Origin of the sequence: Pseudoduganella sp. R-34 (assembly GCF_049904655.1) — a bacterium.
Classification (GTDB): Bacteria; Pseudomonadota; Gammaproteobacteria; order Burkholderiales; family Burkholderiaceae_D; genus Rugamonas.
In genome coordinates this window covers 1,458,220-1,484,243 of record NZ_CP184572.1, presented here as the reverse complement: position 1 = coordinate 1,484,243, position 26,024 = coordinate 1,458,220, and the positions used below count along the sequence as shown (strand labels likewise).

The 26,024-nt window shown below is 65.5% G+C and carries 22 protein-coding genes and 1 riboswitch; of the genes, 11 read left to right on the top strand and 11 right to left on the bottom strand.

Translation table 11 applies throughout. The annotated features are described in order from the left end of the window. Nucleotides 1-290: 290 nt before the first annotated feature. Together ACN9MW_RS06890 and ACN9MW_RS06885 are read left to right on the top strand one after the other, a co-directional pair. Nucleotides 291-2,597, top strand: coding sequence for a UvrD-helicase domain-containing protein (locus ACN9MW_RS06890; RefSeq protein ID WP_426169018.1), 2,307 nt, complete (start codon nt 291-293; stop codon nt 2,595-2,597). 222 nt (nt 2,598-2,819) lie between these two features. Continuing rightward, nucleotides 2,820-3,743, top strand: a complete 924-nt coding sequence (locus ACN9MW_RS06885) for a DMT family transporter (protein WP_426169015.1) — start codon at nt 2,820-2,822, stop codon at nt 3,741-3,743. On the opposite strand, the gene ACN9MW_RS06880 is transcribed toward ACN9MW_RS06885, so the two are convergent. Next, nucleotides 3,735-4,172 carry a hypothetical protein gene (locus ACN9MW_RS06880; protein WP_426169012.1) on the bottom strand — a complete coding sequence of 146 codons (438 nt, stop codon included), beginning with the start codon at nt 4,170-4,172 and terminating at the stop codon, nt 3,735-3,737. The genes ACN9MW_RS06885 and ACN9MW_RS06880 overlap by 9 nt on opposite strands. Before the next feature lie 152 nt (nt 4,173-4,324). On the opposite strand from ACN9MW_RS06880, the gene ACN9MW_RS06875 reads away from it, so the two are divergent. Then, entirely contained in the window at nt 4,325-4,630 is a 306-nt protein-coding gene (locus tag ACN9MW_RS06875) for a DUF7709 family protein (protein ID WP_426169010.1), read from the top strand. A 42-nt stretch (nt 4,631-4,672) separates the two neighbouring features. Here the strand turns inward: ACN9MW_RS06875 and ACN9MW_RS06870 are convergent, their stop codons facing one another. The 10 genes from ACN9MW_RS06870 to thiC form a co-directional block, all read right to left on the bottom strand. Then, complete coding sequence (locus tag ACN9MW_RS06870; RefSeq protein ID WP_426169007.1) at nt 4,673-5,785, bottom strand: aldo/keto reductase; 1,113 nt, start codon at nt 5,783-5,785, stop codon at nt 4,673-4,675. A gap of 147 nt (nt 5,786-5,932) precedes the next feature. Further along, on the bottom strand, nt 5,933-7,936 hold the full coding sequence (locus ACN9MW_RS06865; RefSeq protein WP_426169004.1) for a M56 family metallopeptidase: 2,004 nt from the start codon (nt 7,934-7,936) through the stop codon (nt 5,933-5,935). A gap of 245 nt (nt 7,937-8,181) precedes the next feature. Next, nucleotides 8,182-9,288 carry an S-(hydroxymethyl)glutathione dehydrogenase/class III alcohol dehydrogenase gene (locus tag ACN9MW_RS06860; protein ID WP_426169002.1) on the bottom strand — a complete coding sequence of 369 codons (1,107 nt, stop codon included), beginning with the start codon at nt 9,286-9,288 and terminating at the stop codon, nt 8,182-8,184. Between the two features lie 37 nt (nt 9,289-9,325). Then, complete coding sequence (locus tag ACN9MW_RS06855) at nt 9,326-9,718, bottom strand: response regulator (RefSeq protein ID WP_426168999.1); 393 nt, start codon at nt 9,716-9,718, stop codon at nt 9,326-9,328. Between the two features lie 155 nt (nt 9,719-9,873). Continuing rightward, a complete protein-coding gene (locus tag ACN9MW_RS06850) occupies nt 9,874-10,503 on the bottom strand; it encodes an ANTAR domain-containing response regulator (RefSeq protein WP_426168997.1) in 630 nt (209 codons plus the stop codon). A 17-nt stretch (nt 10,504-10,520) separates the two neighbouring features. Then, the gene (gene thiE / locus ACN9MW_RS06845; protein ID WP_426168994.1) at nt 10,521-11,138 is read right to left on the bottom strand and encodes a thiamine phosphate synthase; all 618 of its coding nucleotides are present in this window, start codon (nt 11,136-11,138) and stop codon (nt 10,521-10,523) included. A 9-nt stretch (nt 11,139-11,147) separates the two neighbouring features. Next, complete coding sequence (gene thiD / locus ACN9MW_RS06840; protein WP_426168992.1) at nt 11,148-12,146, bottom strand: bifunctional hydroxymethylpyrimidine kinase/phosphomethylpyrimidine kinase; 999 nt, start codon at nt 12,144-12,146, stop codon at nt 11,148-11,150. After that, nucleotides 12,143-12,925: a thiazole synthase gene (locus ACN9MW_RS06835; protein ID WP_426168989.1), complete on the bottom strand. Its 783-nt coding sequence runs from the start codon at nt 12,923-12,925 to the stop codon at nt 12,143-12,145. Before ACN9MW_RS06835 ends, thiD begins: the two co-directional genes overlap by 4 nt. A gap of 16 nt (nt 12,926-12,941) precedes the next feature. After that, nucleotides 12,942-13,145, bottom strand: a complete 204-nt coding sequence (gene thiS, locus ACN9MW_RS06830; protein ID WP_426168987.1) for a sulfur carrier protein ThiS — start codon at nt 13,143-13,145, stop codon at nt 12,942-12,944. Beyond that, a complete protein-coding gene (gene thiC / locus ACN9MW_RS06825) occupies nt 13,142-15,001 on the bottom strand; it encodes a phosphomethylpyrimidine synthase ThiC (RefSeq protein WP_426168985.1) in 1,860 nt (619 codons plus the stop codon). Before thiC ends, thiS begins: the two co-directional genes overlap by 4 nt. A gap of 77 nt (nt 15,002-15,078) precedes the next feature. Next, nucleotides 15,079-15,190: riboswitch (TPP riboswitch) on the bottom strand. Between the two features lie 57 nt (nt 15,191-15,247). Here thiC and ACN9MW_RS06820 point away from each other — a divergent pair. The 8 genes from ACN9MW_RS06820 (at nt 15,248) to ACN9MW_RS06785 (ending at nt 26,014) form a co-directional block, all read left to right on the top strand. Then, on the top strand, nt 15,248-15,865 hold the full coding sequence (locus tag ACN9MW_RS06820; RefSeq protein ID WP_426168982.1) for a hypothetical protein: 618 nt from the start codon (nt 15,248-15,250) through the stop codon (nt 15,863-15,865). Between the two features lie 168 nt (nt 15,866-16,033). Continuing rightward, the gene (locus tag ACN9MW_RS06815; RefSeq protein WP_426168980.1) at nt 16,034-17,236 is read left to right on the top strand and encodes a DUF4382 domain-containing protein; all 1,203 of its coding nucleotides are present in this window, start codon (nt 16,034-16,036) and stop codon (nt 17,234-17,236) included. Nucleotides 17,237-17,403: 167 nt separating this feature from the next. After that, a complete protein-coding gene (locus ACN9MW_RS06810) occupies nt 17,404-19,206 on the top strand; it encodes an acyclic terpene utilization AtuA family protein (protein ID WP_426168977.1) in 1,803 nt (600 codons plus the stop codon). Further along, nucleotides 19,203-20,321, top strand: a complete 1,119-nt coding sequence (locus ACN9MW_RS06805; RefSeq protein ID WP_426168974.1) for an acyl-CoA dehydrogenase family protein — start codon at nt 19,203-19,205, stop codon at nt 20,319-20,321. The genes ACN9MW_RS06810 and ACN9MW_RS06805 overlap by 4 nt, the downstream gene beginning before the upstream one ends. Before the next feature lie 11 nt (nt 20,322-20,332). Then, nucleotides 20,333-21,205: an SDR family oxidoreductase gene (locus ACN9MW_RS06800; RefSeq protein ID WP_426168971.1), complete on the top strand. Its 873-nt coding sequence runs from the start codon at nt 20,333-20,335 to the stop codon at nt 21,203-21,205. Further along, nucleotides 21,205-22,842 carry an acyl-CoA carboxylase subunit beta gene (locus ACN9MW_RS06795; RefSeq protein WP_426168969.1) on the top strand — a complete coding sequence of 546 codons (1,638 nt, stop codon included), beginning with the start codon at nt 21,205-21,207 and terminating at the stop codon, nt 22,840-22,842. The genes ACN9MW_RS06800 and ACN9MW_RS06795 overlap by 1 nt, the downstream gene beginning before the upstream one ends. A 14-nt stretch (nt 22,843-22,856) precedes the next feature. Continuing rightward, on the top strand, nt 22,857-24,014 hold the full coding sequence (locus ACN9MW_RS06790; protein ID WP_426168966.1) for an acyl-CoA dehydrogenase family protein: 1,158 nt from the start codon (nt 22,857-22,859) through the stop codon (nt 24,012-24,014). Between the two features lie 53 nt (nt 24,015-24,067). Next, on the top strand, nt 24,068-26,014 hold the full coding sequence (locus ACN9MW_RS06785; RefSeq protein ID WP_426172131.1) for a biotin carboxylase N-terminal domain-containing protein: 1,947 nt from the start codon (nt 24,068-24,070) through the stop codon (nt 26,012-26,014). Nucleotides 26,015-26,024: the final 10 nt, after the last annotated feature.

The window sequence follows — 26,024 nt, the reverse complement described above, 5'->3', positions numbered from 1 at the left end:
ATACCGCACCTGCTTGCTCTTGCCACAGAACGCGGCGCTGCCAGCGGCCCAAACGCCACCGCGAGCCGCACGGCCAGATTTGGCGGCGGCCCAGAGGCTGAACGAAGTGGCGGAGGCAAGCGTCATAAACAAATCAAAGCGAGGTACAACGTGAATTCGATGTCATATTGACGTTTTAACAAACATCATTATGACGCCTAACACTCTGGCAATCAATCTCCAAGCCATAACCAACTAGCTATGGCGGCGGCCAGACGACCTTCCAAGCGCACCGCCGGTATAATGGCGGCATGCAAAATCTCCTCCACAACCTCAATCCCGAACAACTCGCAGCAGTCACCCTGCCACCGCAAAACGCCCTGATCCTGGCCGGCGCCGGATCGGGCAAAACGCGCGTGCTGACCACCCGTATCGCGTGGCTGATCCAGACTGGCCAGGTCTCTCCGGCCGGCGTGCTGGCGGTGACCTTTACCAATAAAGCGGCGAAGGAAATGCTCACCCGTTTGAGCGCCATGTTGCCGATCAATACACGCGGCATGTGGATCGGCACTTTCCACGGCCTGTGCAACCGCTTGCTGCGCACCCACTACAAGGATGCTGCGCTGCCGCAGACTTTCCAGATCCTCGATTCGCAGGACCAGCTGTCGATGATCAAGCGCCTGCTGAAAGCGAACAATATCGACGACGAGAAGTTCCCGCCGAAGCAGGTGATGTACTTCATCAACAACAACAAAGACCAGGGATTGCGCGCCTCGCAGGTGGAGGCCTACGACGCGCTGGAGCGCAAGCTGGTCGAGCTTTACCAGCTCTACGACGATCAGTGCCAGCGCGAAGGCGTGGTGGATTTCGCCGAACTGCTGCTGCGCACCTACGAACTGTTGTCGCGCAACGAGCCGCTGCGCCAGCATTACCAGCAGCGCTTCCGCCACATCCTGGTCGACGAGTTCCAGGATACGAACAACCTGCAGTACGCCTGGCTGAAGCTGATGGCGGGCCACGCCTCGCCGTTCGGCGGCGCGCTGTTCGCGGTGGGCGACGATGACCAGAGCATCTACGCCTTCCGTGGCGCCAACGTGGGCAATATGCAGGCCTTCGAAAGCGAGTTCCAGGTCAAGAACCTGATCAAGCTGGAACAGAACTACCGCTCGCACGGCCACATCCTGGATTCCGCCAACCTGCTGATCTCGAACAACAGCCGCCGCCTGGGCAAGAACTTGCGCACTGACGCCGGCCACGGCGAGCAAGTTCGCGTGTACGAGGCGAGCTCGGACCTGCAGGAAGCGCAATGGATCATCGAGGAAGCCAAGTCGCTGATTGCCGAAGGCGCCCTGCGCCGCGAGATCGCGATCCTGTACCGCTCGAATGCGCAATCGCGCGTGATCGAACATGCGCTGTTCTCGGCCGGCATGCCTTACCACGTGTACGGCGGCCTGCGCTACTTCCAGCGCGCTGAGGTCAAGCATGCCATCGCCTACTTGCAGTTAATGGACAATCCGCACAACGATTCGGCTTTCCTGCGCGTGGTGAACTTCCCGGCGCGCGGCATCGGTGCGCGCTCGATCGAGCAACTGCAGAATGCAGCGGCTACTTACAACTGTTCGCTGTATGCAGCCGTGCCATACATGGTCGGCAAAGCTGGCAGCTCGCTGGCCGCCTTCACCAAGCTGATTGAGGGCGTGCGTTTCGAGACGCAGCAACTGGCGCTGCCGGAACTGGTGAAGATCACGCTGGATTCTTCCGGCCTGCTGCAGCATTACCAAAACGAGAAGGAAGGCGCCGACCGCGTCGAAAACCTGGAGCAGATGGTCAGCGCGGCAACGCAGTTCGTTTCGGAGGAAGGCTTCGGCCAGGGCGCGCCTGCGCACCTCGGTCCGCAGGCCTCTGCAGCTGCGAGCGCGCAAGTGGTGGTGGCCGATGGTGTCGAGATCATTGATGCAGACGCTCCGCTGGCGACCGTGATGTCGCCGCTGTCAGCTTTCCTGTCGCACGCTTCGCTGGAAGCCGGCGACAACCAGGCGCAGGAAGGCCAGGATGCGCTGCAATTGATGACTGTGCACTCGGCCAAGGGTCTGGAATTCGACAACGTCTTCATCACCGGCCTGGAAGAAGGCCTGTTCCCGCACGAGAGCAGCTCGAAGGAAGAAGGCGGCGTGGAAGAGGAGCGTCGCCTGATGTACGTCGCGATCACGCGCGCGCGCAAGCGGCTGTACATGTCGTTCTGCCAGACCCGCATGCTGCACGGCCAGACGCGCTACAACATGAAGTCTCGCTTCTTCGACGAACTGCCGGAGGAATCGTTGAAGTGGTTGACGGCGCGCGTGCAGAACAACTGGTTCTCTACCGGCTCGCGCAAGTCGGCGTGGGATGAAATGCCTTCCGTGCCAAGCGCGGACAACCGCCTGGCTGCACGCATGAACGAGCGCTCCGGTGCATCCGGCGGCTGGCGCATCGGCGAGTCGGTCGCTCACGCCAAGTTCGGCGAAGGCGTAATCGTCAACCTCGAAGGCAGCGGCGCCAACTGCCGCGCGCAAATCAACTTCGGCTCCTTCGGCATGAAGGTGCTCGACCTCTCGGTCGCCAAGCTGGAACGGCTCTGATGCCGGCTCGGGCGGAAGTGCTCGCATTTCCGCCCACTACTTCACCGCGCTAACTCTTTGAGCGAAATCTAATCCCCGGGTGCCCATAGCTGTTCTCGAAACACAGGTCGCCATCGTTATGCATTTTTGCATAGGATAAACGCGATTATTTGGAATTTTCATGCAATGAGGCATAGCCTACAGTGGACGCCATCGTTACTGACATTCCCACGGAGGCTACACATGGAAACCCTATTGATCCCTGCTTCGCTCCTAGCCGGCGGCCTGCTCGCCGTGCAGGCGGGCGCCAATGCGCAACTGTCCAAAGCAACCGGCAGTCCTTTTGCGGCAACCACGCTGCAGCTCTCGGTCGGCACGCTTGCGCTGCTGGTGCTTGCCTCGCTCACTGGAACATTGACCGCCGTCGCTGCCCTCCCCAGCGTGCCTTGGTGGCATGCGGTCGGCGGCGTGGCGAGCGCCTTCTATGTCGTCTCCACCATCCTGCTGTTTCCTCGCCTAGGCGCGATCGTATCGGTTGGCCTGTTCATTGCGGGCCAGATGCTGGCGTCATTTGCGCTTGATGTCACCGGACTGGCGGGCGGCACGCCGCGCACAATCGATGCGCCGCTTGCCATCGGCATGCTGGCCATCCTGGCAGGTGCCGCCATCATCGTGAAGGGGCAGTCGGGCCAGCAGTCGCAGCCTGGCGCGGGCAAGGCTGGCTGGATTGTCCTGGCGCTGCTGGCCGGGGCGGTCCTTCCGATGCAGGGCGTGGTGAACGGTTTGCTGCGGCATGACCTTGGTGCACCGTTCGTGGTCGGCGCCGTGAGCTTTCTCGTCGCCACCCTGGCGATGACGGTGACGCTGCTGTTCTCGGCCACGGTACTGCGCGCACCGGCGCCCACGCTGCAAGGACTGCCTGCCATGCCCTGGTGGGGTTGGCTGGGCGGCTTCGCCGGCGCGATCTATGTGACCACCGTTTTCACCGCAATCCCGGTCATCGGCGCTTCGGCGGCAGTCGGCTTGACGGTGGCAGGACAGCAAGTGGCGTCAGTTTTCGTCGACCGTCATGGCTGGTTCCGGCTGCCGCAGCGTGATGTTTCCGCACTGCGCTTGACGGGCGTCGTGCTGCTGCTGGCCGGTGTGGCAGTCATCAAGCTACTGTGAGAGACCCCAGCCCCACCAGGTATAGTGGTATTCGCGCTCCTCGACCTTGAAGGCAGTTCCGCAAACAGAGCATGAACACCGGTAAAAGTCGACCCAGTTGCCTTCGAGGTAGGTGACTCCTTCGATGCGCACATTCCCTGCGGCTTGCTCCTGATTCGGGTCGAACATCAGGTATTCGGGATAAAGGCGGCACAGGCACCCCTCCCCGTCACGGTGAAAACGCAGCTTTCGAAGGGCAAACTGCAGGTGTTTATCGTTGGGGAACACCACGCCCCCAAGCGAGAGCTTCTTCGTGCTGGCCGTGATCTCGTCGAGAATCGAAGCGAGTGCGTCCAGTTCGGCGCTGTCGCGCAGCTTGATAATCGCGCATGCACTCGACCAGACCCTGGTCGCATCGCCCGACAGGATATCGTCTTTAAGTTTGCTCATTCCCTAGCATTTGCTCGCGGTTCATCGTGCCTGCATTGTACTGAATGCAGGATTTTCGCCACATCTTGTCGGGAAACCGCCAAGTTGGGGGCCCGGGCCTTGAAGGCGCTCCTGAAGATGCGAATATGCGCTTCATGCAAACCAAAGGAGCAATGATGAACACGCAAAACGAGCTTGCTGCTATCAACCAGAAGATCCTCGCCGACGGCGAGTCCCTGCCGCTGGTGCAGTTAAAAGACGGCAGCAAGGTACAAACCGGCACCGTCGCAACAATGCTGCGCAACATCGAGTTATACAACGCCGGCGAGCGTGGCGAGATTGAGAAAGAACTCGCGGCGGCCATCCCGACCGTCGCCCAGGTCGGGCTGTTCGACCTGTTCCCCCCGGAAGAATGGATTGCAGGGGACAACCAGGGGCGCCGTCTGGTCGGCACCCTGGCGGCGCAGTACTTTGCCTGAGCGCTGTGCGCACCGTTGCCAGTGACGGACGTCCAGATATTTTTACTGCACGCCTGCCGCGGGGCCGCTGATGCGCACCGGCGCCCGGTATCCGCCCGGCTTGTCGCCCAGCGGCGCCGCGCCCGACAGCATGGTCTGCATGCCCGGGGTGAAGAAGGTGTAGGGATAGCCTGCCGCCTTGGCGCTGACCGCATCCAGGCGTTCGCGCAATTGCGCCGGCAAGTCGAAGTCCAGCGCTCCGAGATTGTCCTGCAACTGCGCCAGCCTGGTCGCACCCACCATCACGGTTGCGACGCCCGGACGGTTGGCCACCCAGTTCACCGCCACCTGCGCCATGCTGCGGCCCACCTCGTTCGTCACCTTTTCCAACTCCGCCACGATGGCGAAATTGCGCTCGTTGAATTTGGCGAAGGCCGGGTTGTTCGAGCCGCTCATGGTTTGCAGGCGCCCTTCGCCGAACTGACCGCCGGTGCTGGGCTTGTACTTGCCGGACAACAGGCCGCTGGCCAGCGGGCTCCAGACCATCACGCCCATGCCATGCCGCGTGCCCAGCGGGATGTATTCGTCTTCAATGGCGCGCTCCACCAGCGAGTATTCCATCTGCAGCGCGGACAATGCTTCGTAGCCGCGCAGTTCGGCGATCGTTTGCATGCGGCTGGCATACCAGGCCGGCACGTTCGACAGGCCGATGTGGCGCACCTTGCCAGCGCGTACCGCATCGTCCAGCGTGCGCAGCACCTCTTCCGGCTGCGTCACCATGTCCCAGGCGTGCACCAGGTACAGGTCGACGTAATCGGTGTCCAGGCGCTGCAGCGAACCTTCCAGCGCGCGCATCAAATGTTTGCGGCCATTGCCGCCCGCGTTCGGGTTGGATGGATCGCTGCTGTAGGACGCCTTGGTGGCCAGCACGATCTTGTCGCGCAGGCCGCTATCGCGCACGAACTCGCCGACCCAGCGTTCCGATTCGCCATTGGTGTACAGGTCGGCCGTATCGACCAGGTTGCCACCGGCCTCGGTGTACGTCATGAATTGCTCGCGCGCGCTGGCCTTGTCGGCGCCCCAGCCCCAGTCGGTGCCGAAGGTCATGGTGCCAAGCGCCAGGCGCGACACGCGCAAGCCGGAATTACCGAGGGTGTAATACTGTTTGAGGGACATGCTTTCTCCATGGTGGTTTGTTGACAATGAGGAAATGCAAAATCAACAATACCATGGAAATGAAAGTCGGGGTCAGGTCTGGCAATCCGCCATCTTTTTCGCATGGCGAAAAAGATGGCGGATTGCCAGACCTGACCCCGACTTTTATTACATAAGCGGCTTGGCGCTGCCGTTGCCGATGGCTTCGTCGATCAGGGCGCGCGAGGCTTTGTCGGCTTCACGCGACAGGCGGCCCTGTTCGCGTCCCAGCTCGCCCATTTTGCGGCCCATTTCGGCCAGGGGCCGGGACGCTTCGGCGATGCGGGCGTGCATGGCGGCCATTGGCGCCTGGCGTGCTGCCAGCGCGGCATGGCGGGCGCCGATCTCACTGCCGCGGCGCGCCATCTCTTCCGACAGCGGCTCCATCTGCTTGCGCAAGCCTTCCAGGTCGCGTTCGAGCTGGGCGCGGGTCTTGTCGTCGGCCATTTCCATTTTGCGGCTGGCTTTTTCCATGGCGCGGGCGATGCGTTCCTGCTGGCGCGCGGGCAGCTCCATCTGGCGCTCCAGCTCGCGCTCGATCGCTTGCTGCTCTTTGCTGCCCATGGCGGCTTCGGCTTCTTTTGCGATCTTGTCGCTCATGGCTTCTACCTGCTTGCCCTGGACGTCCATCAACTTGCCCTGCTCTTCCATGAGCTTGCCGTGTGCTTCGGCTGGCTTCCACAACTCACGCACCTTGCCCAGCAGGGCCGGGTCCTGGATGACATAGGACTTGCCATCCTTGCGCACGTAGATGAATTCGCCCTTGGTTTCCTGGTGCAGCTTGCGCAGCGCAGCCAGGTCGCTGGGGGCGCCGTGGAAGTTGGTCACCGATAGCTTCTGGTTGTTGTCACGCACATAGGCGTAGGCGCTGCGACTGCCGTCATCGATGGAGAAGTAGTTGTGGCTCTCGATATCCCGCAGCTCTTTCGGCAGCTTTGGCGGTTTCGGCGGCTTGGGCGGAACCAGGACTGCAGCCATCGGCGCTGGCGGAGCTGGCGGCGCGGGCTCGACGTCGTGCTGGTCGTCGGCATCGGTGACGTGCATTGCCACGGCGGGCGCTGGTGCCGCAACAGCGCTGGCGGCGGGGAGCGATACTGCCTGCGGCATGGCGTGGGCATACAAGGCGGCGCAGGCAGCAAAAATTCCTAGTAGTGGGGTCGCCATCTTCCAGCTCAGTGGCTGTGCATCGGGACGGATCAGGCGTTTGATTCGGGACATGAGGTCTCCTCCGTTTGCCGCGGGAACGGCAAAGTGATTGGTGGTGAACTGGAATTTATCCAGCTCGGAAAGTGCAAGTGCCAGGCGCCGCGGTTCGCCGAGCGTGCTTGCTGCTAAGTCGTCTGCTATCTGTTCACGTTCGCGGCGGATGCATTGCGACAGCATCCATACGCTGGGGTGGTAGAACAGGAAAATCTCGATGCCGCTCTGGACCAGGTTGACCAGGTAGTCGTGGCGGCGCACATGCGCCAGCTCGTGGGCCAGCAACGCTTCCAGCAAGTCGGGCGGCAGGCCGCTGACCAGCGAGGCTGGCAGCAGCACGATCGGCCGCAGGATGCCGGCTGTGATCGGGCCTTCCAGCGCATCGTCGGATACGCCAAGGCGCACCGGGCGGCGAATGCCCATGCGCTGCGCCAGTGCGGTGGCGCGCGCCTGCCAGGTGGCGTCGGCGTGGTAATGGTTCGGCAGGGTGCGGGTGCGCACCCACTGCAGGCCGAGCGACAGGCGCAGCGTCATCAGAGCGGCGCCGGCGGCCCACAGCAGCACCAGCCAGGGCATCTGGCGGCGCAGCAGGTATTCCCAGGAGGCCATGGCGTCGACGTCGACCAAGGCGGTTTCGGCGCCCTGCCCATCGGCTGCGCCGGGGATGGCGGCAATGGCGGCGGTTTCCAGCGGCGCCGGCAGCACGTAGCCGGTGTCGGCGGCATCGGCCAGGCGCCAGGCGAAGTTGGCCAGCGGGAGCGCTGCGCACATGAACAAGGCGATACACGCGACCAGGTAGCGCGCCTGCGGGCGGGCGTTGCGCAAGGCATGCAGCAGCAGTGCCGCGACGCAGCCGATCAGCAAGCCTTGCCACAGGAAGTGCAGCAATGACCAGCCCAGGGCTGGAATGACGGCGTTCAGCAGGTTGCTCATGGCGGGCGGCTCCGGTTTGATGGTGTCCTTGCAAACTAGATTAAATGATCTAGAACTTCGTGTCTAGAACTTTTTGTCTAGATCGGGATGCAAGTGCTCTGGAGCCAATGTAGCCGCGCGCTGCCACGGCAGCATGCGAAGTGCGACAGAATGCAGATTTGTTGTTCCAGGATGCTTAAAACCGGTAACCCTGGGTCAGACCCGAGGGCCTGACCCAACCGGCCAAAGCCGCGGACTGTAGAGGTTTAGTAGACGACCACGGAGCGGATCGATTCGCCGCGTTCCATCAGGTCAAAGCCTTCGTTGATGCGATCGAGCGGCAGGGTGTGGGTGATCAGCTCATCGATCTTGAGCTTGCCTTCCATATACCAGTCGACGATCTTCGGCACGTCGGTGCGGCCGCGCGCTCCGCCGAAAGCAGAGCCCAGCCAATGGCGCCCGGTGACCAGCTGGAACGGACGGGTGGAGATCTCCTGCCCTGCCGCCGCCACGCCGATCACGATCGACTTGCCCCAGCCTTTGTGGCAGCACTCGAGCGCCTGGCGCATCAGCTGCGTATTGCCGACGCATTCGAAGCTGTAGTCGGCGCCGCCATCGGTCAGCTGCACAATGGCGTCCACCACGTTCTCCACGTCGCGCGGGTTGATGAAGTGGGTCATGCCGAACTGGCGCGCCATCGCTTCGCGCGCCGGGTTGATGTCGATGCCGATGATCTTGTCGGCGCCGACCATCTTCGCCGCCTGGATCACGTTCAGGCCGATGCCGCCCAGGCCGAACACCACGACGTTGGCGCCCGCTTCAACCTTGGCGGTGAACAGCACGGCGCCGACGCCGGTGGTCACGCCGCAGCCGATGTAGCACACCTTGTCGAACGGCGCGTCGGGGCGGATCTTGGCCAGCGCAATCTCCGGCACCACGATGTAGTTGGAGAAGGTGGACGTGCCCATGTAGTGGAACAGCGGCTTGCCGTCCAGCGAGAAGCGGCTGGAGCCGTCCGGCATCAGGCCCTTGCCCTGGGTGGCGCGGATCGCCTGGCACAGGTTGGTCTTGCGCGACAGGCAGAATTTGCACTGGCGGCATTCCGGCGTGTACAGCGGGATGACGTGGTCGTCCTTCCTGAGCGATGTGACGCCCGGCCCGACGTCTACCACCACGCCTGCGCCTTCATGGCCGAGGATGGCCGGGAACAGCCCTTCCGGATCGGCGCCGGACAGCGTGTAGTGGTCGGTGTGGCAAATGCCGGAGGCCTTGATCTCCACCAGTACTTCGCCCGCGCGTGGCCCGTCCAGGTCCACTTCTTCAATGGTCAGGGGCGCGCCCGCCTTCCATGCAACTGCTGCTCTCGTCTTCATCCCGGTACTCCGAATGTGATAAAGACGACAGCATAGCCTAACTCCTCACCGCCAGCATGGACTCCAGCCCCAGCATGTGCGACACGGTGCGCCACAACTGGCGCGGCGAAGTCCAGGGCTTGGGCAGGAAGGCGTGGGCCTGGTGGTGCAGCATCGGCTGGCTGGCCGAATACAGCAGCACCGGAATGTCTTGCTCGGCCTGGCGCATGGAGCGGATCAGGGCGTGGCCATCGCCGTCGGGCAGGTCGGGATCGATCACCAGCAACGCGAATTCGCCTTGCTGCAACTGGCTTTGCGCCTGGTCGAAGCTGGCGGCATGCACCACGTGGATTTCGGGCGCCAGCAAGGTCGCCAGGACCACGGCGCTATCTTCATCGTGATCGACGTGCAGCACCCGTGGCGCCGGATGCAAATCAAATGACATGTTCATGAAGCGTTTCTCCGCACTGCAGGGAATGGTCGGCGGAGCTGGGCCGAAGGATATTGCCGGGCCGCGAAGGAGTGGCGGCCGCTGAAGGGTGTTGCGGCGGGCGAGTCGGGGCCCACCGCAATAGTCTAATGCAAGAAGATGGCCGGCGGAAAGTCTTATTTTTTCAGGCGTGCGTTAAACGCTGCATGCAAGCCGTTCAACATTTCCTCCGCAGCCAGCAACTGGTCGGCCACTTCATTGATCTTGCGCCGGCTGGAGCGGGCGTGGTCGCGCAGTACTTCGAAGGCGGTGTTGCGGTCGGTCTGGTACTTGCACATCAACAGGCCGACGGCCAGGCTGGTCTCGCGGCCGGCCGCCAGCGCCGCGTTGAGGTTGATCTCGGTGCGCCGCAACTGGCGGATTTCGTCCGCGCGCGCCAGGCCGGCCTCGAAGGCCGGCATCAGGTGGTGCTCGTCGACAGGTTTCACCACGAAACCCACGGCGCCGTAGGCGGCTGCCTGCTTGCCGGCGTCAGCGTCGCCGCGGCCGGACAGGAACATGAAAGGCACCGTGGTGTTGCGGTTCAGCTGCTTGGCCAGCTCCAGGCCCGACATGCCCGGCATGTGGATGTCGAGCAGGGCCAGGTCGGGTTCGCGCTCGGCGATCAGGGACAAGGCCTGGTCCGACGAATGCGCCAGCATGGTGTCGTAGCCGGCGCGGGCTAGCAATTCGCCCAGGAACTCGGTCAGGATCTTGTCATCATCGACGATCAGGATCAGGCGCTTTGGCGGAGTCTGGGAGTTCATCGGCGTCAACCTTATGGTTATGCTAATGGACAAATTATAGACTGAAACTCCCGCACTGCCGCCGCTACATCTTCGGCCAGGTAGACGCTGGTGATAACCGCTACCAGCTGCGCCCCCTCGGCCACCAGCGGCGCGGCATTCTGCGGCGTCATGCCGCCGATGACGCACAGCGGCACGCTGATCACCTCGCGCGCATGGCGCAGGACGGAAGGCTGGGTGGTGACGGCGTACTGCTTCACCTTCGATGGATAAAAGCCGCCGAACGCCACATAGCTGGCGCCGGCCGCCTGTGCCGCCTGGGCGCGCGCCAGCTCGCCGTAGCAGGAAGCGCCAATCAGCTTGTTGGGGCCGAGCGAAGCGCGCACCTCGGCCAGCGGTGCATCAGTGCCGCCGAGGTGCACGCCGTCGGCGCCCAGTTCGCGGCACAGCGCCACGTGGTCGTTGACCAGGAAAGGCACGCTGTACTTGTGGCACAGTTCGCGCAGCGCCCCGCCCTGCTCGCGCCGCAGGGCGGCACTGGCGTCCTTGTGGCGGTACTGCAGCAGCGCGACGCCGGCGCGCAGGGCCTGCTCGGTGACCTCGAGCAGCTTGTCGGTGTCGTCCCAATTCGGGGTCACCAGGTAAAGTCCTTGCATTATTTCTCCTTATCGCTGCGGAATGCGCTGGCCGGGTGCGATCGCATATGAGGCGGCCAGTGCGCGCTGGGTGTAGCCTTGCGCCTTGGTTAATGCTTGTGCCATGGTATTGCCCAGCGCCAGCAGGGCTGCCGTGGCGGCGGCCAGCGTGCATCCGCTGCCGTGGAAGCCGCCGGGCAGGCGCGGCCAGCTCCAGTTCTGCTGGCGGTCCGGCCCGAGCCAGCGGTTGACCACCACGTCGCTGTCTTCGTCGTGGCCGCCGGTCACCAGCACGTGGGTGCAGCCCAGGGCGCGCAGCGCGCGGGCATGGGCCAGTGCATTGCCATGGGCAGTGCCATGCCATGCCCGCGGCACGCCAGGCGCCGCGCGGGCGGGCACTTCGCCACGCTCCGGGCCGGGTTCATCGTACGGTTCCGCGCTGCCAGCAACCGGCGCGGCGGCCATGGAGGCCATCATGGACTCCGCCGCGGCGCCCACGCGAACGGGAGCGCGATAGCGCGCCGCGTTGCCAGCCAGGGCTGCCGCCTCCGGTCCATTCGGCGTGATCAGCGTTGCCAGCGGCAGCAAGGGCGCCAGCGCCTGCACCGCATCGTCGCGGCCCAGCGCATCTCCGTGACCGCTGCGCAGCACGGGATCGAGCACCACCGGCGGATCGCTGTACAGCCGCTGCGCCCAGCCCGGCGCCGCGCCGGCTGCCGCGCGATGCGTGGCGCGCAGCTCGCCGATCAGCATGGCGATGGCCTGCGCGTTTTCCGCGCTGCCCGGAATGCCGATCTTCACCGCCGCCACCGGCACCTGCGCCAGCAGCGCGCGCGCCTGCTGCAGCACAACATCCGCAGCCACCGGCATCACCGCATGCACGCGGTTATTGTCCTGCACCGTGATGGCAGTCAGCACCGGCAGCGCATGCGCCCCCATCGCGGTGATGGCCTGGATATCGGCCGCCATGCCGGCGCCGCCCGAAGGATCGGCGCCGGAAAACACCAGCACGCAGGGCCGGTCGCTCATGCGAGCCTCCCCGCCGTCGGCGACGAAGGCGAGGCGGCGAAACGGCGCGGCATGCGGCCTGCCAGGAAGGCTTCACGGCCGGCCTGCACGCCCAGCTTCATGGCGCGCGCCATGCGTACCGGGTCGCCGGCAGCGGCGATGGCGGTGTTCATCAGCACGCCGTCGCAACCGAGCTCCATGGCAATCGCTGCATCGGAGGCGGTGCCGACGCCGGCATCGACCAGCACCGGCACCTTCGACTGTTCGATGATCAGCGACAGGTTCCACGGATTCAGGATGCCCATGCCGGAGCCGATCAGCGACGCCAGCGGCATCACCGCGCAGCAGCCGATGTCTTCCAGCATGCGCGCCTGGATCGGGTCGTCGCTGCAGTAGACCATGACGTCGAAGCCGTCCTTCACCAGTTCGCGCGCCGCGACCAGGGTTTCCGGCATGTTCGGGAACAGGGTCTTCTCGTCGCCCAGCACTTCCAGCTTGACCAGCTTGTGGCCGTTCAGCAGCTCGCGCGCCATCTGCAGCGTGTACACGGCGTCCTGCGCCGTGTAGCAGCCGGCCGTATTCGGCAGGATGGTGAATTCGTGCGGCGGCACATGGTCCAGCAGGCTGGGCGCTTGCGGGTCCTGGCCGATGTTGACGCGGCGGATCGCCACCGTAATGATTTCCGCGCCCGCCGCCAGCGTGGCTTCGCGGGTCTGCGGCAGGTCCTTGTACTTGCCGCTGCCGACCAGCAGGCGCGAGTTGTATTCCTTGCCTGCGATAACCAATGGTTTGTCTTGCATTTGCAGTCTCCCCTTTTTAGCCCCCGCCGATGGCGCGGACGATGTCTACTTTATCGTTGTGGTTGAGCGCGACCTGCGGCCAGCGCTGGCGCGGGACTACCTGGCGGTTGACCGCCAGCGCCAGCGCCTGGCCGGTCAGCTCGAGCGAATCGATCAGCTGGTCCAGCGTCTGCTGCGGCGGCACCGCATGCGCGGCGCCATTCAGTTCAATCTCGATCATGCTTGCTCGCGGTAGATGTTCGCGCCGCCCTTGACGAACTCGATCGATTTTTCCTGCATGCCCTTGGCAGCGAAGTCGCGCACTTCCTGCGTGATCTTCATCGAGCAGAAATGCGGGCCGCACATGGAGCAGAAGTGCGCCACCTTGGCCGAATCCTTCGGCAGGGTCTCGTCGTGGAATTCGCGCGCGCGGTCCGGGTCCAGGCCCAGGTTGAACTGGTCTTCCCAGCGGAATTCAAAGCGCGCCAGCGACAGCGCGTTGTCGCGGATCTGCGCGCCCGGATGGCCCTTCGCCAGGTCCGCCGCGTGAGCCGCGATCTTGTAGGTGATGATGCCTTCCTTGACGTCGGCCTTGTTCGGCAGGCCCAGGTGCTCCTTCGGCGTCACGTAGCACAGCATGGCGGTGCCGTACCAGCCGATCTGCGCGGCGCCGATGCCGGAGGTGATGTGGTCGTAGCCCGGCGCGATATCGGTGGTCAACGGGCCCAGGGTGTAGAACGGCGCCTCGCTGCACTGTTCCAGCTGCAGGTCCATGTTCTCCTTGATGAGCTGCATCGGCACGTGGCCAGGGCCTTCGATCATCACCTGCACGTCGTGCTTCCAGGCGATTTGCGTCAGTTCGCCCAGGGTTTTCAGCTCGCCCAGCTGCGCCGCATCGTTGGCATCCCACACCGAGCCGGGACGCAAGCCGTCGCCCAGCGAGAAGCTCACGTCGTAGGCCTTCATGATTTCGCAGATCTCTTCGAAGTGCGTGTACAGGAAGTTTTCCTGATGGTGCGCCAGGCACCACTTGGCCATGATCGAACCGCCGCGCGACACGATGCCGGTCATGCGGTTGGCCGTCAGCGGCACGTAGCGCAGCAGCACGCCGGCGTGGATGGTGAAGTAGTCGACGCCCTGCTCCGCCTGTTCGATCAGGGTGTCGCGGAAGATTTCCCAGGTCAGGTCTTCGGCCTTGCCGTTCACCTTTTCCAGCGCCTGGTAGATTGGCACGGTGCCGATCGGCACCGGCGAGTTGCGCACGATCCACTCGCGCGTTTCGTGGATATGCTTGCCGGTGGACAGGTCCATCACGGTGTCGCCGCCCCAGCGGATGGCCCAGGTCATCTTCTCCACTTCCTCCCCGATCGAGGAGGTGACGGCGGAGTTGCCGATATTGGCGTTGATCTTGACCAGGAAATTGCGGCCAATGATCATCGGCTCCAGTTCCGGGTGGTTGATGTTGGCTGGGATGATGGCGCGGCCGCGGGCAATTTCCTGGCGCACGAATTCCGGCGTGATCTCCTCAGGGATGGCGGCGCCGAACGATTCGCCACGGTGCTGGCGGCCCAGCAGGTCGGCCATGCGCTGGCCCTTCTCGCCCTGGGCACGCAGGCCGGCCAGGTATTCCTTGCGGCGCAGGTTTTCGCGGATCGCCACGTATTCCATTTCCGGCGTGACGATGCCCTGGCGCGCGTAGTGCATCTGCGTTACGTTGCGGCCGGCCTGGGCGCGGCGCGGCTGGCGGTGCAGCTCGAAGCGCAGCGCGTCGAGCTTTTGGTCGGCCAGGCGCAGGCGGCCGTAATCGGAAGTCGGGCCGGCCAGCAATTCGGTGTCGTCGCGCTCGGCGATCCAGGCGGCGCGCGGCGTGCCCAAACCCTTGCGAATGTCGATGGTGGCGTCCGGATCGCTGTACGGGCCGGAGCAATCGTACACGGTGACCGGTGCGTTGTCGCCGGACAGGCTGATTTCGCGCATCGGCACGCGCAGGTCCGGGCGGCTACCGGTAACATAGATCTTGCGGGAATTCGGCAGCGGGGTAACGGCTGCGGAGTCGACCTCGGCCTGGGCGGCGAGGAAGGTTGGATTGGCGTTCATTTTGGCTCCTTTGTTGGCGCAGGAGCCAGCAAAGGAGGTTAGGTTGCGCTTGCGGTTGCGCCGTGTAGGCGCAGCCGCTGCGTATCCTGAAGCTTCCCTTCGCTGGCATTATCCAGATCAGGTTCGGAGGGTATTTCTCACCCGCGCACCCGGTATCGAACCGCGCGCACAGGACCCCTAGCGTGTGCCACCTTTCGGCAGCGAGCGGATTATATCTATAATCGGTGCGCATTAAAAGGAGACCGGATGCGATATGTAGTATTCCTGGCAGCGATGGCTGCGCAGGCCGCCATGGCGGCGCCAGGCGCCGATGCGCGCGCCCCAACGCTGGCCGAGCAGCGCTCGTTCGAACAGTTCATGCAGCGCACCGCGCCGGGCGCGCCCGTTCCGCCGCTGCGCATTGAGCGCGGACACGATGGAAGAAAATGGATTGCCAGCGCTAGCAGCGACGCGCCGCCGGTGCGCCTGGTGCTGCCGCTGTGCCGCGTCACGCGCACCCGCTACGCACAGCAGGCCGACGACAGCTGGAGCGCCGACAGCAGCCAGCATGTCTGGATTCACCACACCACCAGCTGCGGCACGCCGCCGGCCACGATGGTCGAACTGCGCGCGCCACTGCCCGAGATCGACATGCTGCGCCTGATCCAGGCCCAGGGCGAACTGCTGCAGCGCGCTCGCCTGCTCATGGCCGGCAACACCAGTTGCGCACCAACGCGCTCGCGCAATTTCCAGTTGCGCGCACTGGGCCGCAGTCCCGATGGCATGTTCCTGCTTGCTTACGAAAGCGATATCGGCAGCAAGGTAGACGTGACGGTGCGGCCGTCGCGCGCGGAGCTCACCGCGTGGAATGTCAACTGCCCATAGGAGTGCGGGATGGCTGTGTTGCCATGCGCCAACACAAGGCGGAACCGCTCAGTTACTTGCCATCTGCAAGTGTAACAATTCGTTACTATGTGCGTAATCGCACATAGCGTTTTTCCTCTCGGTTCCGATAATGGAAGAGCACCAATAACTACTTCGAGAGGCAACACCATGAACTCCAAAGTCTCCCTGCTTCCACTCGCACTGACATCCCTCTTGCTCTCGGCCTGCGGCGGCGGTGGCGGCGGCGACGCCCCGCCGGTCCAGACCATGGGCACCCTGGGCGTGTCGATTACCGACGCACCGGCCTGCGGCTTCGATGCCGTCAACGTGACGGTCAACAAAGTACGCGTCAACACAAGCGCGACCGCCAGCGACACCGACAGCGGCTGGACCGACATCACCCTGTCGCCCGGCAAGAAAATCAACCTGCTGAACCTGACCAACGGCACCCTGGATGCACTGGGCCAGACCTCGTTGGCAGCAGGCCGCTACAACCAGGTGCGCCTGGTACTGGACCCGAACACCGGCAACGCGACTGCCAACTCCGTGGTCCTCAGCGGCACCACCACCGAGATCTCGCTCGACACCCCGAGCGCGGTCCAGTCCGGCATCAAGATGAATGCCGACTTCACCGTGGAAGCGGGCCAGCGCTACGACCTGGTGATGGATTTCGACGCCTGCAAATCCATCGTCACCAAGGGCAATGGCAAGTACGCGCTGAAACCGGTCGTTAAAGTGATCCCGACTGCACTGAACGGCATCAGCGGCTTCGTTGCCACGTCGACGCTGTCCGACGGCGTCACCGTCAGCGCCCAGCAAAACGGCGCCGTGGTGGCGGCGACGGTGCCAAGCGCCACCGGTGAATTCGTGCTGCCACGCCTGCCTCTCGGTAACTACGACGTGGTGATCACCTCCAACACCCACGCGGCCTACGTGGTGGGCGGCGTGCCAGTGACCTCCACCACCGGCATGGTCCCGATCAGCACCACCGGCGCGCCCTTCACCCTGGCCAACACCAGCCTGATGGGCTCGATCAGCGGCACCGCGACGCTGACCCCGGCCAGCGCCACGGAATCGGCCCTGGTCTCGGCCAAGCAAGCCATTACCGGCGGCCCGACCGTCACCCTGCGTTACACCAATGCGGACCTGGCCACCGGCGCCTACAGCATCACCAAGCTGCCGCTGGCCGCGCCGCAGTACGCCGCCTATAGCGCCACCCTGCCGCTGGCATTCTCCAGCGCAGGCACGATCCCGGCAACCGGCATGTACAAGGTGGATGCCTCCGCCACCGGCTACACCACGCTGTCCAACGCGGCGGTCGACATCAATGTCGCCAACGCGGTCAACGTGAACTTCAACCTGGTGCCTTAAGCACCTGCGTCGGCTCCGCCGACGCGACGGCCCCGGCCCCGCCACTGGCGGCAGCCGGGGCTTTTTTCATGCGTCGTGCCGCAGCAACGCAACAGGCTTGCGCAGGCGCGCTTTTCCGCGGTATCCTGAATTATTCAATCGATCGATTTAATAAAAAGGGAGCCGCAGTGCGCGCAGGCAGGAACCATGTCCGGATCGGCGGTGCAGCAGGCTTCTGGGGCGACAGCGCCCTCGGCCCGCGCCAGCTGCTCGATGGCGGCGACCTCGATTACCTGGTTTTCGATTACCTGGCCGAGCTGACCATGTCGCTGCTGGCGGCAGCGCGCCGCAAGCAGCCCGGACTCGGTTACGCCACCGACTTCATCGACGTCATGCGCGACGTGCTGGGCGACGCCCTGGCGCGCCGCGTACGCATCGTCGCCAACGCCGGCGGCATCAACCCTCAAGGCTGCGCGGCAGCACTGCTCGCGCTGGCGGCGGAACAGGGGCTGGAGCCGCGCATCGCCGTGGTCGAAGGCGACGATGTATCTGCCCTGCTGCCCGCCCTGCATGCGGAAGGCATCGAGCTGCCGGCCACGGTGCTGAGCGCAAACGCCTACCTCGGCGCGCTGCCGATCAAGGCCGCGCTGGATGCACGCGCCGACGTGGTGATCACCGGCCGCTGCGTCGACAGCGCGGTGACACTGGGCGCCCTGATGCACGAATTCGGCTGGGCGCCCGACGACTACGACCGGTTAGCCGCCGGCAGCCTGGCCGGGCACCTGATCGAATGCGGCTGCCAGGGCAGCGGCGGCCTGTTCACCGACTGGGAGCAGGTGCCCGATTGGGCCAACAGCGGCTATCCGGTAGTGGAATGCCGCGCCGACGGCAGCTTCGTGCTGGGCAAGCCGGAAGGCACCGGCGGCCTGGTGACCCCGGCCGTAGCGGCCGAGCAGTTGCTGTACGAGATTGGCGATCCCTCGCGCTACCTGCTGCCCGACGTTGTATGCGACTTCACCGCCGTCACCCTGCAAGCCGAAGGCCCGCAGCGCGTGCTGGTGCAAGGTGCGCGCGGCCAGGCGCCAACGCCGACTTACAAAGTCAGCGCCACCTATGCCGACGGCTTCCGCAGTGCTGCGCAACTGACTGTGGTCGGCCACGAAGCGGGGCGCAAGGCGCGCCGCAGCGCCGAAGCGATCCTGGCGCGCACGCGGGCGATGTTCGCGCGCGCCGGCCTGGGCGACTATTCGGCAACCCATATCGATGTATTGGGCGCGAAGGAAGGCTTCGGCCAGGCAGTAATGTGGTTGGCGGTAGCGCACCCGCAGCGCGCCGCGCTTGAAATCTTCGCGCGCGAGATCGCCCCGGCCGGCACCTCCTGGGGCCCCGGCACTACCGGCTTCGGCGGCCGACCTGCCGTCTCGCCCGCCATCAAACAGTTTTCCTTCCTGCTCGACAAAACTCGCCTGGCACCGACCGTCCACCTGCCCGACGGCACGGCCCAGCCCGTGCCACACCCTGGGGTCATCACGGGGACGCCGAGTCCCCAAGAGGGACACGGCCTCGAGCATAGCGGCCCTGCACGGCAGAGCTCGTGTCACACCCTGGGGTCACACCCCAAGTGTGACACGAGCCCAACTGGAGAGGGGTGGCGCGTGGTGCCGCTGATCGAGCTGGCTTGGGCGCGTAGCGGGGATAAGGGGGATACCTCGAATATCGGCGTGATCGCGCGCCATCCGGACGACCTGCCTTTGCTCCGTGAGCAGCTCACGCCGGATGCGGTGGCGGCGTACCTGGCCGACAAGGTGCGCGGTGCGGTGACGCGCTATGAGCTGCCTGGAATTCATGCTCTTAACTTCGTGTGCGAACAGGCTCTGGGCGGCGGCGGGATGGCGTCGCTGCGCCATGACCCGCTCGGCAAAGGCATGGCGCAGTGGCTGCTGGCGATGCCGGTTGCGGTGCCGCCCAACTTTACCAGCCGGAGGACATGATGGAAGAGGCACTGCGCGCCACGGTGCGACGTTTCGTCGAGCAGGAGCTGCGGCCACACGTCAACGACTGGGAGGAGGCAGGCACCTTCCCTCGCGCACTGTACAAACAGGCTGGCGAGCTTGGGCTGCTGGCCCTGGGCTTTCCGGAACCGGAGGGCGGCATTCCAGCCAGCTATCGCCAGCTGCAGGTGCTGAACGAGGAACTGTGCCGCACCGGCTGCGGCGGCTTGCTGGCTTCCCTGTTCAGCCACCGCATCGGCGCGCCGCCCATCGTGCATGGCGGTTCGGCGGCACTGCGGGCGCGTGTGCTGCCCGGCATATTTGCCGGCGAGAAGATCAGCGCCCTGGCGGTGACGGAACCGGGCGGCGGCTCCGACGTGGCCAGCCTGGCGACTACGGCCGTGCGCGATGGCGACCATTACATCGTCAATGGCAGCAAGACCTTCATTACCTCGGGCATGCGCGCGGACTGGATTACGGTGGCTGTGCGCACCGGCGGTGCTGGCGCCTCTGGCATCAGCGCCCTGCTGGTGCCCGGCGACACGCCCAGCCTGGCGCGCACCCCGCTGAAGAAAATGGGCTGGTGGTGCTCCGATACCGCCGAACTGCATTTCGACCAGTGCCGCGTGCCTGCCGCGAACCTGCTGGGCGCGGAACACGCCGGTTTTGCGCTGCTGATGCGCAACTTCAACGATGAACGCCTGATGCTGGCCATGCACGCCTGCTTCCTGGCGCAAGCCTGCCTTGACGAGGCGGTGGAGTGGGCGCAGCAGCGCAAAACTTTCGGCAAGACGCTGGTGCAGCACCAGGCCGTGCGCCACAAGCTGGTGGCGATGGCGACGCGCATCGAAGCCACGCGCGCCTTCATCGACAGCATCGTGGCGCGCATGGATGGGGGCGAGCAGCCGGTGGCGCAGGTATGCATGCTGAAGACCTTCGCGGCGCAAACCATGCAGGCCTGCTCCGGCGAGGCGGTGCAGATCCTGGGCGGCATGGGCTTCATGCGCGGCACGGTGTCGGAACGCGTCTACCGCGACGCCAAGGTGTATATGATCGGCGGCGGCGCCGAAGAAATCCTCAACGACCTGGCTGCGCGCCAGCTCGGCTGGTCCTGAAAGGAAGCTGAATGTATCAATCGATCTTCAAACCCGGCCTGTTCGAGGGCCGCACCATTGTCGTGACGGGCGGCGGCAGCGGCATCGGGCGCTGTGCGTCGCATGAGCTGGCGGCGCTGGGGGCGCGCGTGCTGCTGGTGGGGCGGGATTCGGCCAAGCTCGATGCCGTTCGTGCCGAAATCGCCCGCGCAGGCGGCGCGGCCTACGGCTACAGCTGCAATATCCGCAGCGAAGAAGCGGTGCGCGAACTGGTGGCTACGGTGGTGGCCGAGCATGGCCTGGTTCATGGCCTGGTCAACAATGCAGGCGGCCAGTTCCCAGCGCCGCTGCGCGAGATTTCGCAAAAGGGCTGGGAGGCGGTGGTGCAGACCAACCTGACCGGCGGCTTCCTGCTGGCGCGCGAATGCCTGAACCAGAGCATGGCCGAACATGGCGGCGCCATCGTCAATATCGTGGCCGACATGTTCGGCGGCATGCCCGATATGGGCCATTCGGGCGCGGCGCGCGCCGGCATGGTGAGCCTGACCGAGACCGCGGCTTTCGAATGGGCGCAATACGGGGTGCGGGTGAATGCCGTGGCGCCGGGCTATATCGCTTCTTCAGGCATGGACCAGTATCCACCGGAGATGCGTGACACCATCCGCGCCTTTCCGCGCACCGTGCCACTGCACCGTTTCGGTACCGAGTCGGAAGTGGCGGCGGCGATTGCCTTCCTGCTATCCGATGCGGCAGCCTTCATCACCGGCGCCACCTTGCGCGTCGACGGCGGCCGGCCCAACGTGCGGCCAGGCATGCCGATGCCTCGGCCGCGCCAGGCTGGGGCGACAGCGGCCTTCAACGGCTTCCACCTGGCTGCCGCGCCGCGCGTGCTGGAGGGCGAATAATGCCCGCGCTGGAGAGCCGCGTCGTGCCGCAGGGCGAAGCCTTCCAGGCCAACAGCGCTGCGCTGCAAGTGCAGTTGGGGCGCCTGCGCGAACTGGAGGCGCGCACGCGCGACAAGTCGGCCGCCTCGGCGCCGCTGTTCGCCAAGCGCGGCCAGCTGCTGCCGCGCGAGCGCCTGGGCGCCTTGCTTGATGCCGGCGCCCCATTCCTGGAAATGGCGACGCTGGCCGGCTACTGCCTGGACCATCCAGATCCCGAACGCTCGGTGCCTGGCGGCGGCCTGGTGGGCGGCATCGGCTTCGTCGGCGGCGTGCGCTGCATGGTGGTGGCCGACGATTCGGGCATCGATGCCGGTGCGGTGCAGCCGATGGGGATAGAGAAGTTCCAGCGCCTGCAGCAAGTGGCGCTGGCGCAGAAGCTGCCCTTCATCCACCTGGTCGAATGCGCGGGCGCCAACCTGCTGGACTACAAGGTCGAAACCTTCATCCATGGGGGCAGCGGTTTTTACTGGCTGGCGCGCCTGTCTGCGGCGGGACTGCCTGTGATCAGCGTGGTGCACGGCTCGAGCACGGCGGGCGGCGCCTACATGCCCGGCCTCTCCGACTACGTGGTGATGGTGCGCGAGCGCGCCAAGGCTTTCCTGGCCGGGCCGCCGCTGCTGAAGGCAGCCACCGGCGAAATCGCCAGCGAGGAAGAACTGGGCGGCGCGCAGATGCACGCCGCAGTGTCAGGGCTGGCCGAATACCTGGCTGAGGACGATGCCGACGCGCTGCGCATCACACGTGAACTGGTAGCCAGCCTGGGCTGGAATGGCGGCGCGCCCCGGGCTGCGGCGCCGGCCGTGGCGGGCGGCGGCTACCAAGCGCCACTCTATGACGCCGCTGAACTGCTCGGCATCGCTCCCAGTGACCAGCGCAAGCCCCTCGATATGCGAGAAGTCATCGCGCGCATCGTTGACGGTTCGGCTTTCCTGGAATTCAAGCCCGGCTACGGCGCGGCCACCGTGACCGGCCATGCGGCCATCTGCGGCATGGCAGTCGGCATCATCACCAACAACGGCCCGCTGGACCCGGCCGGCGCCACCAAGGCGGCGCACTTCATCCAGCTATGCTGCCAGTCCGGCACGCCGCTGGTGTTCCTGCAGAACACCACCGGCTTCATGGTCGGCAAGGCGTACGAACAGGCCGGCATGATCAAGCACGGCTCGAAGATGATCCAGGCGCTGGCCAACGCCAACGTGCCACGCATCACCGTGCATTGCGGCGCTTCTTTCGGCGCCGGTAACTACGGTATGTCCGGGCGCGGCTTCATGCCGGACTTCTGCTTCAGCTGGCCCAATGCGCGCACCGCCGTGATGGGCGCCGAGCAGGCCGCGGCCACGATGGCCATCGTGATGGAGGGCAGCATGCGGCGCAAGGGCCAGGAAGTCGACCATGCGGCCATTGCCGCCATGCGCGCAAAGGTGATCGACACCTTCGAGCGCCAGACCGACGCTTTCACGACATCCGGACGCCTGCTGGACGACGGCGTCATCGATCCGCGCGACACGCGCAAGGTGCTGGCCTGCGTGCTGGCAGTGTGCGACGAGGCGCGCCGGCGCGAGCTGCGGCCGGTGCAATTCGGCATCGCCCGACCATAAATACTGGAGACCCCATGGAATACAGCCACGAACACTTGGAACTGCAGCGCAACCTGAAACGCTTCATCGAGACCGACATCAACCCGTTCGTCGACGAATGGGAGGCGGCGGAGATCTTCCCCGCCAAGGAGGTGTTCCGCAAGCTGGGCGCGCTGGGCATGCTGGGCGTGTCAAAGCCGGTCGAATTCGGCGGCCTGGGCCTCGACTATTCATATTCGATGGCGATGGCCGAAGCGCTGGGCCATATCCGCTGCGGCGGCGTGCCGATGGCGATCGGCGTGCAGACCGACATGGCGACGCCGGCGCTGGCGCGCTTCGGCTCGGACGCGCTGCGGCGCGAATTCCTGGCGCCGGCCATCAGCGGCGAGGCAGTGGCCTGCGTCGGCGTATCGGAGCCGGGCGCCGGCTCCGACGTGGCGGCCATCCGCACCACGGCGCGCAAGGACGGCGGCGACTACATCATCAACGGCAGCAAGATGTGGATCACCAACAGCCTGCAGGCGGACTGGATGTGCCTTCTCGCCATCACCGGCGACGGCCCGGCACACCGCAACAAGTCGCTGATCATCGTGCCGATGGATACGCCGGGCATCAGCGTGGGCAAGAAGATCCGCAAGATCGGCATGAATTCCTCCGACACGGGCCTGATCCACTTCGACGAGGTGCGGGTGCCGCAGCGCTTCCTGGTGGGCGAGGAAGACAAGGGCTTCACCTACCAGATGCTGCAATTCCAGGAAGAGCGATTGTGGTGCGCGGCCAATATCGTGCAGCAGATGCAGAACTGCATCGACGCCACCATCGACTACACGCGCGAGCGCAAGATCTTCGGCGCCAGCGTGCTGGACAACCAGTGGGTGCACTTCAAGCTGGCCGAAATGCAGACCGAGCTCGAATCGCTGCGCGCCCTGACCTACCGCGCCTGCGGCATGTATATCGGCGGCGCCGACGTCACCGAGCTGGCCTCGATGGCCAAGCTGAAGGCGGGCCGCCTGGCGCGCCAGATCACCGACGGCTGCATGCAGTTCTGGGGCGGCATGGGCTTCACGCTGGAGAACCCGGTGTCGCAGTTCTACCGCGACGGACGCCTGACGTCCATCGGCGGCGGCGCCGACGAAGTCATGCTGGGCATCATCTGCAAATACATGGACATCCTGCCGGGTCGCAAAGCGTGAACGCCTTCGACACCATCCTGGTCGCCAACCGCGGCGAAATCGCGCTGCGCGTGATGCGCACGGCGCGGCGCATGGGCTACCGCTGCGTGGCGGTGTATTCCGACGCCGATGCCGGCGCGCCGCACTGCGCGATCGACGCGGCCGACGGCCCGCACGCGGCGCTGCGCATCGGCGGCGCCGCACCGGCCGATTCTTACCTGAACATCCCGACGCTGCTGGCGGCGGCCAAGGCCAGCGGCGCCGGCGCCATACACCCCGGCTACGGCTTCCTGGCCGAGAGTGCCGAATTCGCGCAGGCCTGCGCCGATGCCGGGCTGGCCTTCATCGGCCCGCCGTCCGCAGCGATCGGGGCGATGGGCAACAAGGCCGGCGCCAAGCGGCTGATGCTGGAGGCTGGCGTGCCCTGCGTGCCGGGCTACCAGGGCGAGGACCAGACGGAGCAGCGCATGGCCGCCGAAGCGCGCCGCATCGGCTACCCGGTGATGATCAAGGCAGCCGCCGGCGGCGGCGGGCGCGGCATGCGGCGGGTGGACGAGGCGGGCGCATTCGGCGCCGCGCTGGCATCGGCGCGCTCGGAGGCGCTGCACGCCTTTGGCAGCGCGGAAGTGATCCTCGAGCGCGCCGTCATCGAGCCGCGCCACATCGAAATCCAGGTGTTTGCCGACAGCCATGGCAACGTGGTGCACATGGGGGAACGCGATTGTTCGGTCCAGCGGCGGCACCAGAAGCTGATCGAGGAATCGCCCTCGCCGGCCGTATCGCCGGAGCTGCGTGAGCGCATGGGCGCGGTGGCCGTGGCTGCTGCGCGCGCCATTGGCTACGTCGGCGCAGGCACGCTGGAATTCCTGCTCGACCGCGACGGCGAGTTTTATTTCATGGAAATGAACACCCGCCTACAGGTCGAGCATGCGGTGACGGAAGCGATCACCGGCATCGACCTGGTGGAGTGGCAGCTGCTGGCGGCGGCGGGTGCGCCGCTGCCTTTGACGCAGGCCGAGCTCGACGCGCGGCGAGCGGTTGGCGGCCATGCCATTGAAGTGCGGCTATGCGCGGAAGACCCGGCACAGGACTTCCTGCCGCAAAGCGGGAAGGTGCTGCGCTGGAGCGCGCCGGCAGGCGTGCGCTGCGACCACGCGCTGGCCGACGGTGTGCGGGTGCCGCCGTACTATGACTCAATGCTGGCCAAGCTGGTTGCCCATGGGCGCGACCGCGCTGACGCCTTGCTCCGGCTGCGCCGCGCGCTGGACGAATGCGTGCTGCTCGGCATTCCTAGCAACCGTGCTTTCCTCGCGAGATGTGTGGCGCATCCTGCCTTCGCGGCAGGCCAGGCCAGCACCGGCTTTATCGCGCAGCATCTGCCGGCAGGCCAGCGTGGGGCGGCAGCCGATCCGGCGCGCGTCCTGCCGGCGGCAGGCGCCCTCCTGGCATGGCACCGCTCGCAACGCCACGTGCGCCGCTACCCCGATGAGCTGCACGGCTGGAGCTCCAGCCAAGCCTATGCCCAGCCTTTGCGCTTCACGCTGGACGGCGCCGCGCAGCGGGCCCATGCCAGCGCTAACGGCCCAGCCGCCTGGCGCGTTGAATCCAGTGCTGGCGCCACACCTGCGCGCGTCGAAATCGCAGAGGCCTCCGCCGGCACGCTGCAGCTGTCGCTCGATGGCCAGCCCGCCACGCTGCATTTCGCCGCCGACGGCGCCGGGCTGTACTTCCTGCTGGACGGCATCGAGCATACGCTGCACGACCTGTGCGACGCGCAACCGCGCGTTGCCGGCAATGGCGCCGACGACGGCCGTATCGAAGCGCCCATGAGCGGCCGCGTGGTCGCGCTGCATGTCGTTCAAGGCGAGAAAGTCAGCGCCGGCCAGCCGCTGCTGGCCCTGGAGGCGATGAAGATGGAGCACAGCCTGCTGGCAAGCCGTGACGGGACGGTTGCCACGCTCGGCGCCGCGCTCGGCATGCAGGTGGCGACCGGGCAGCTGCTGCTGGAGATCACACATTGACGGAGAAGCC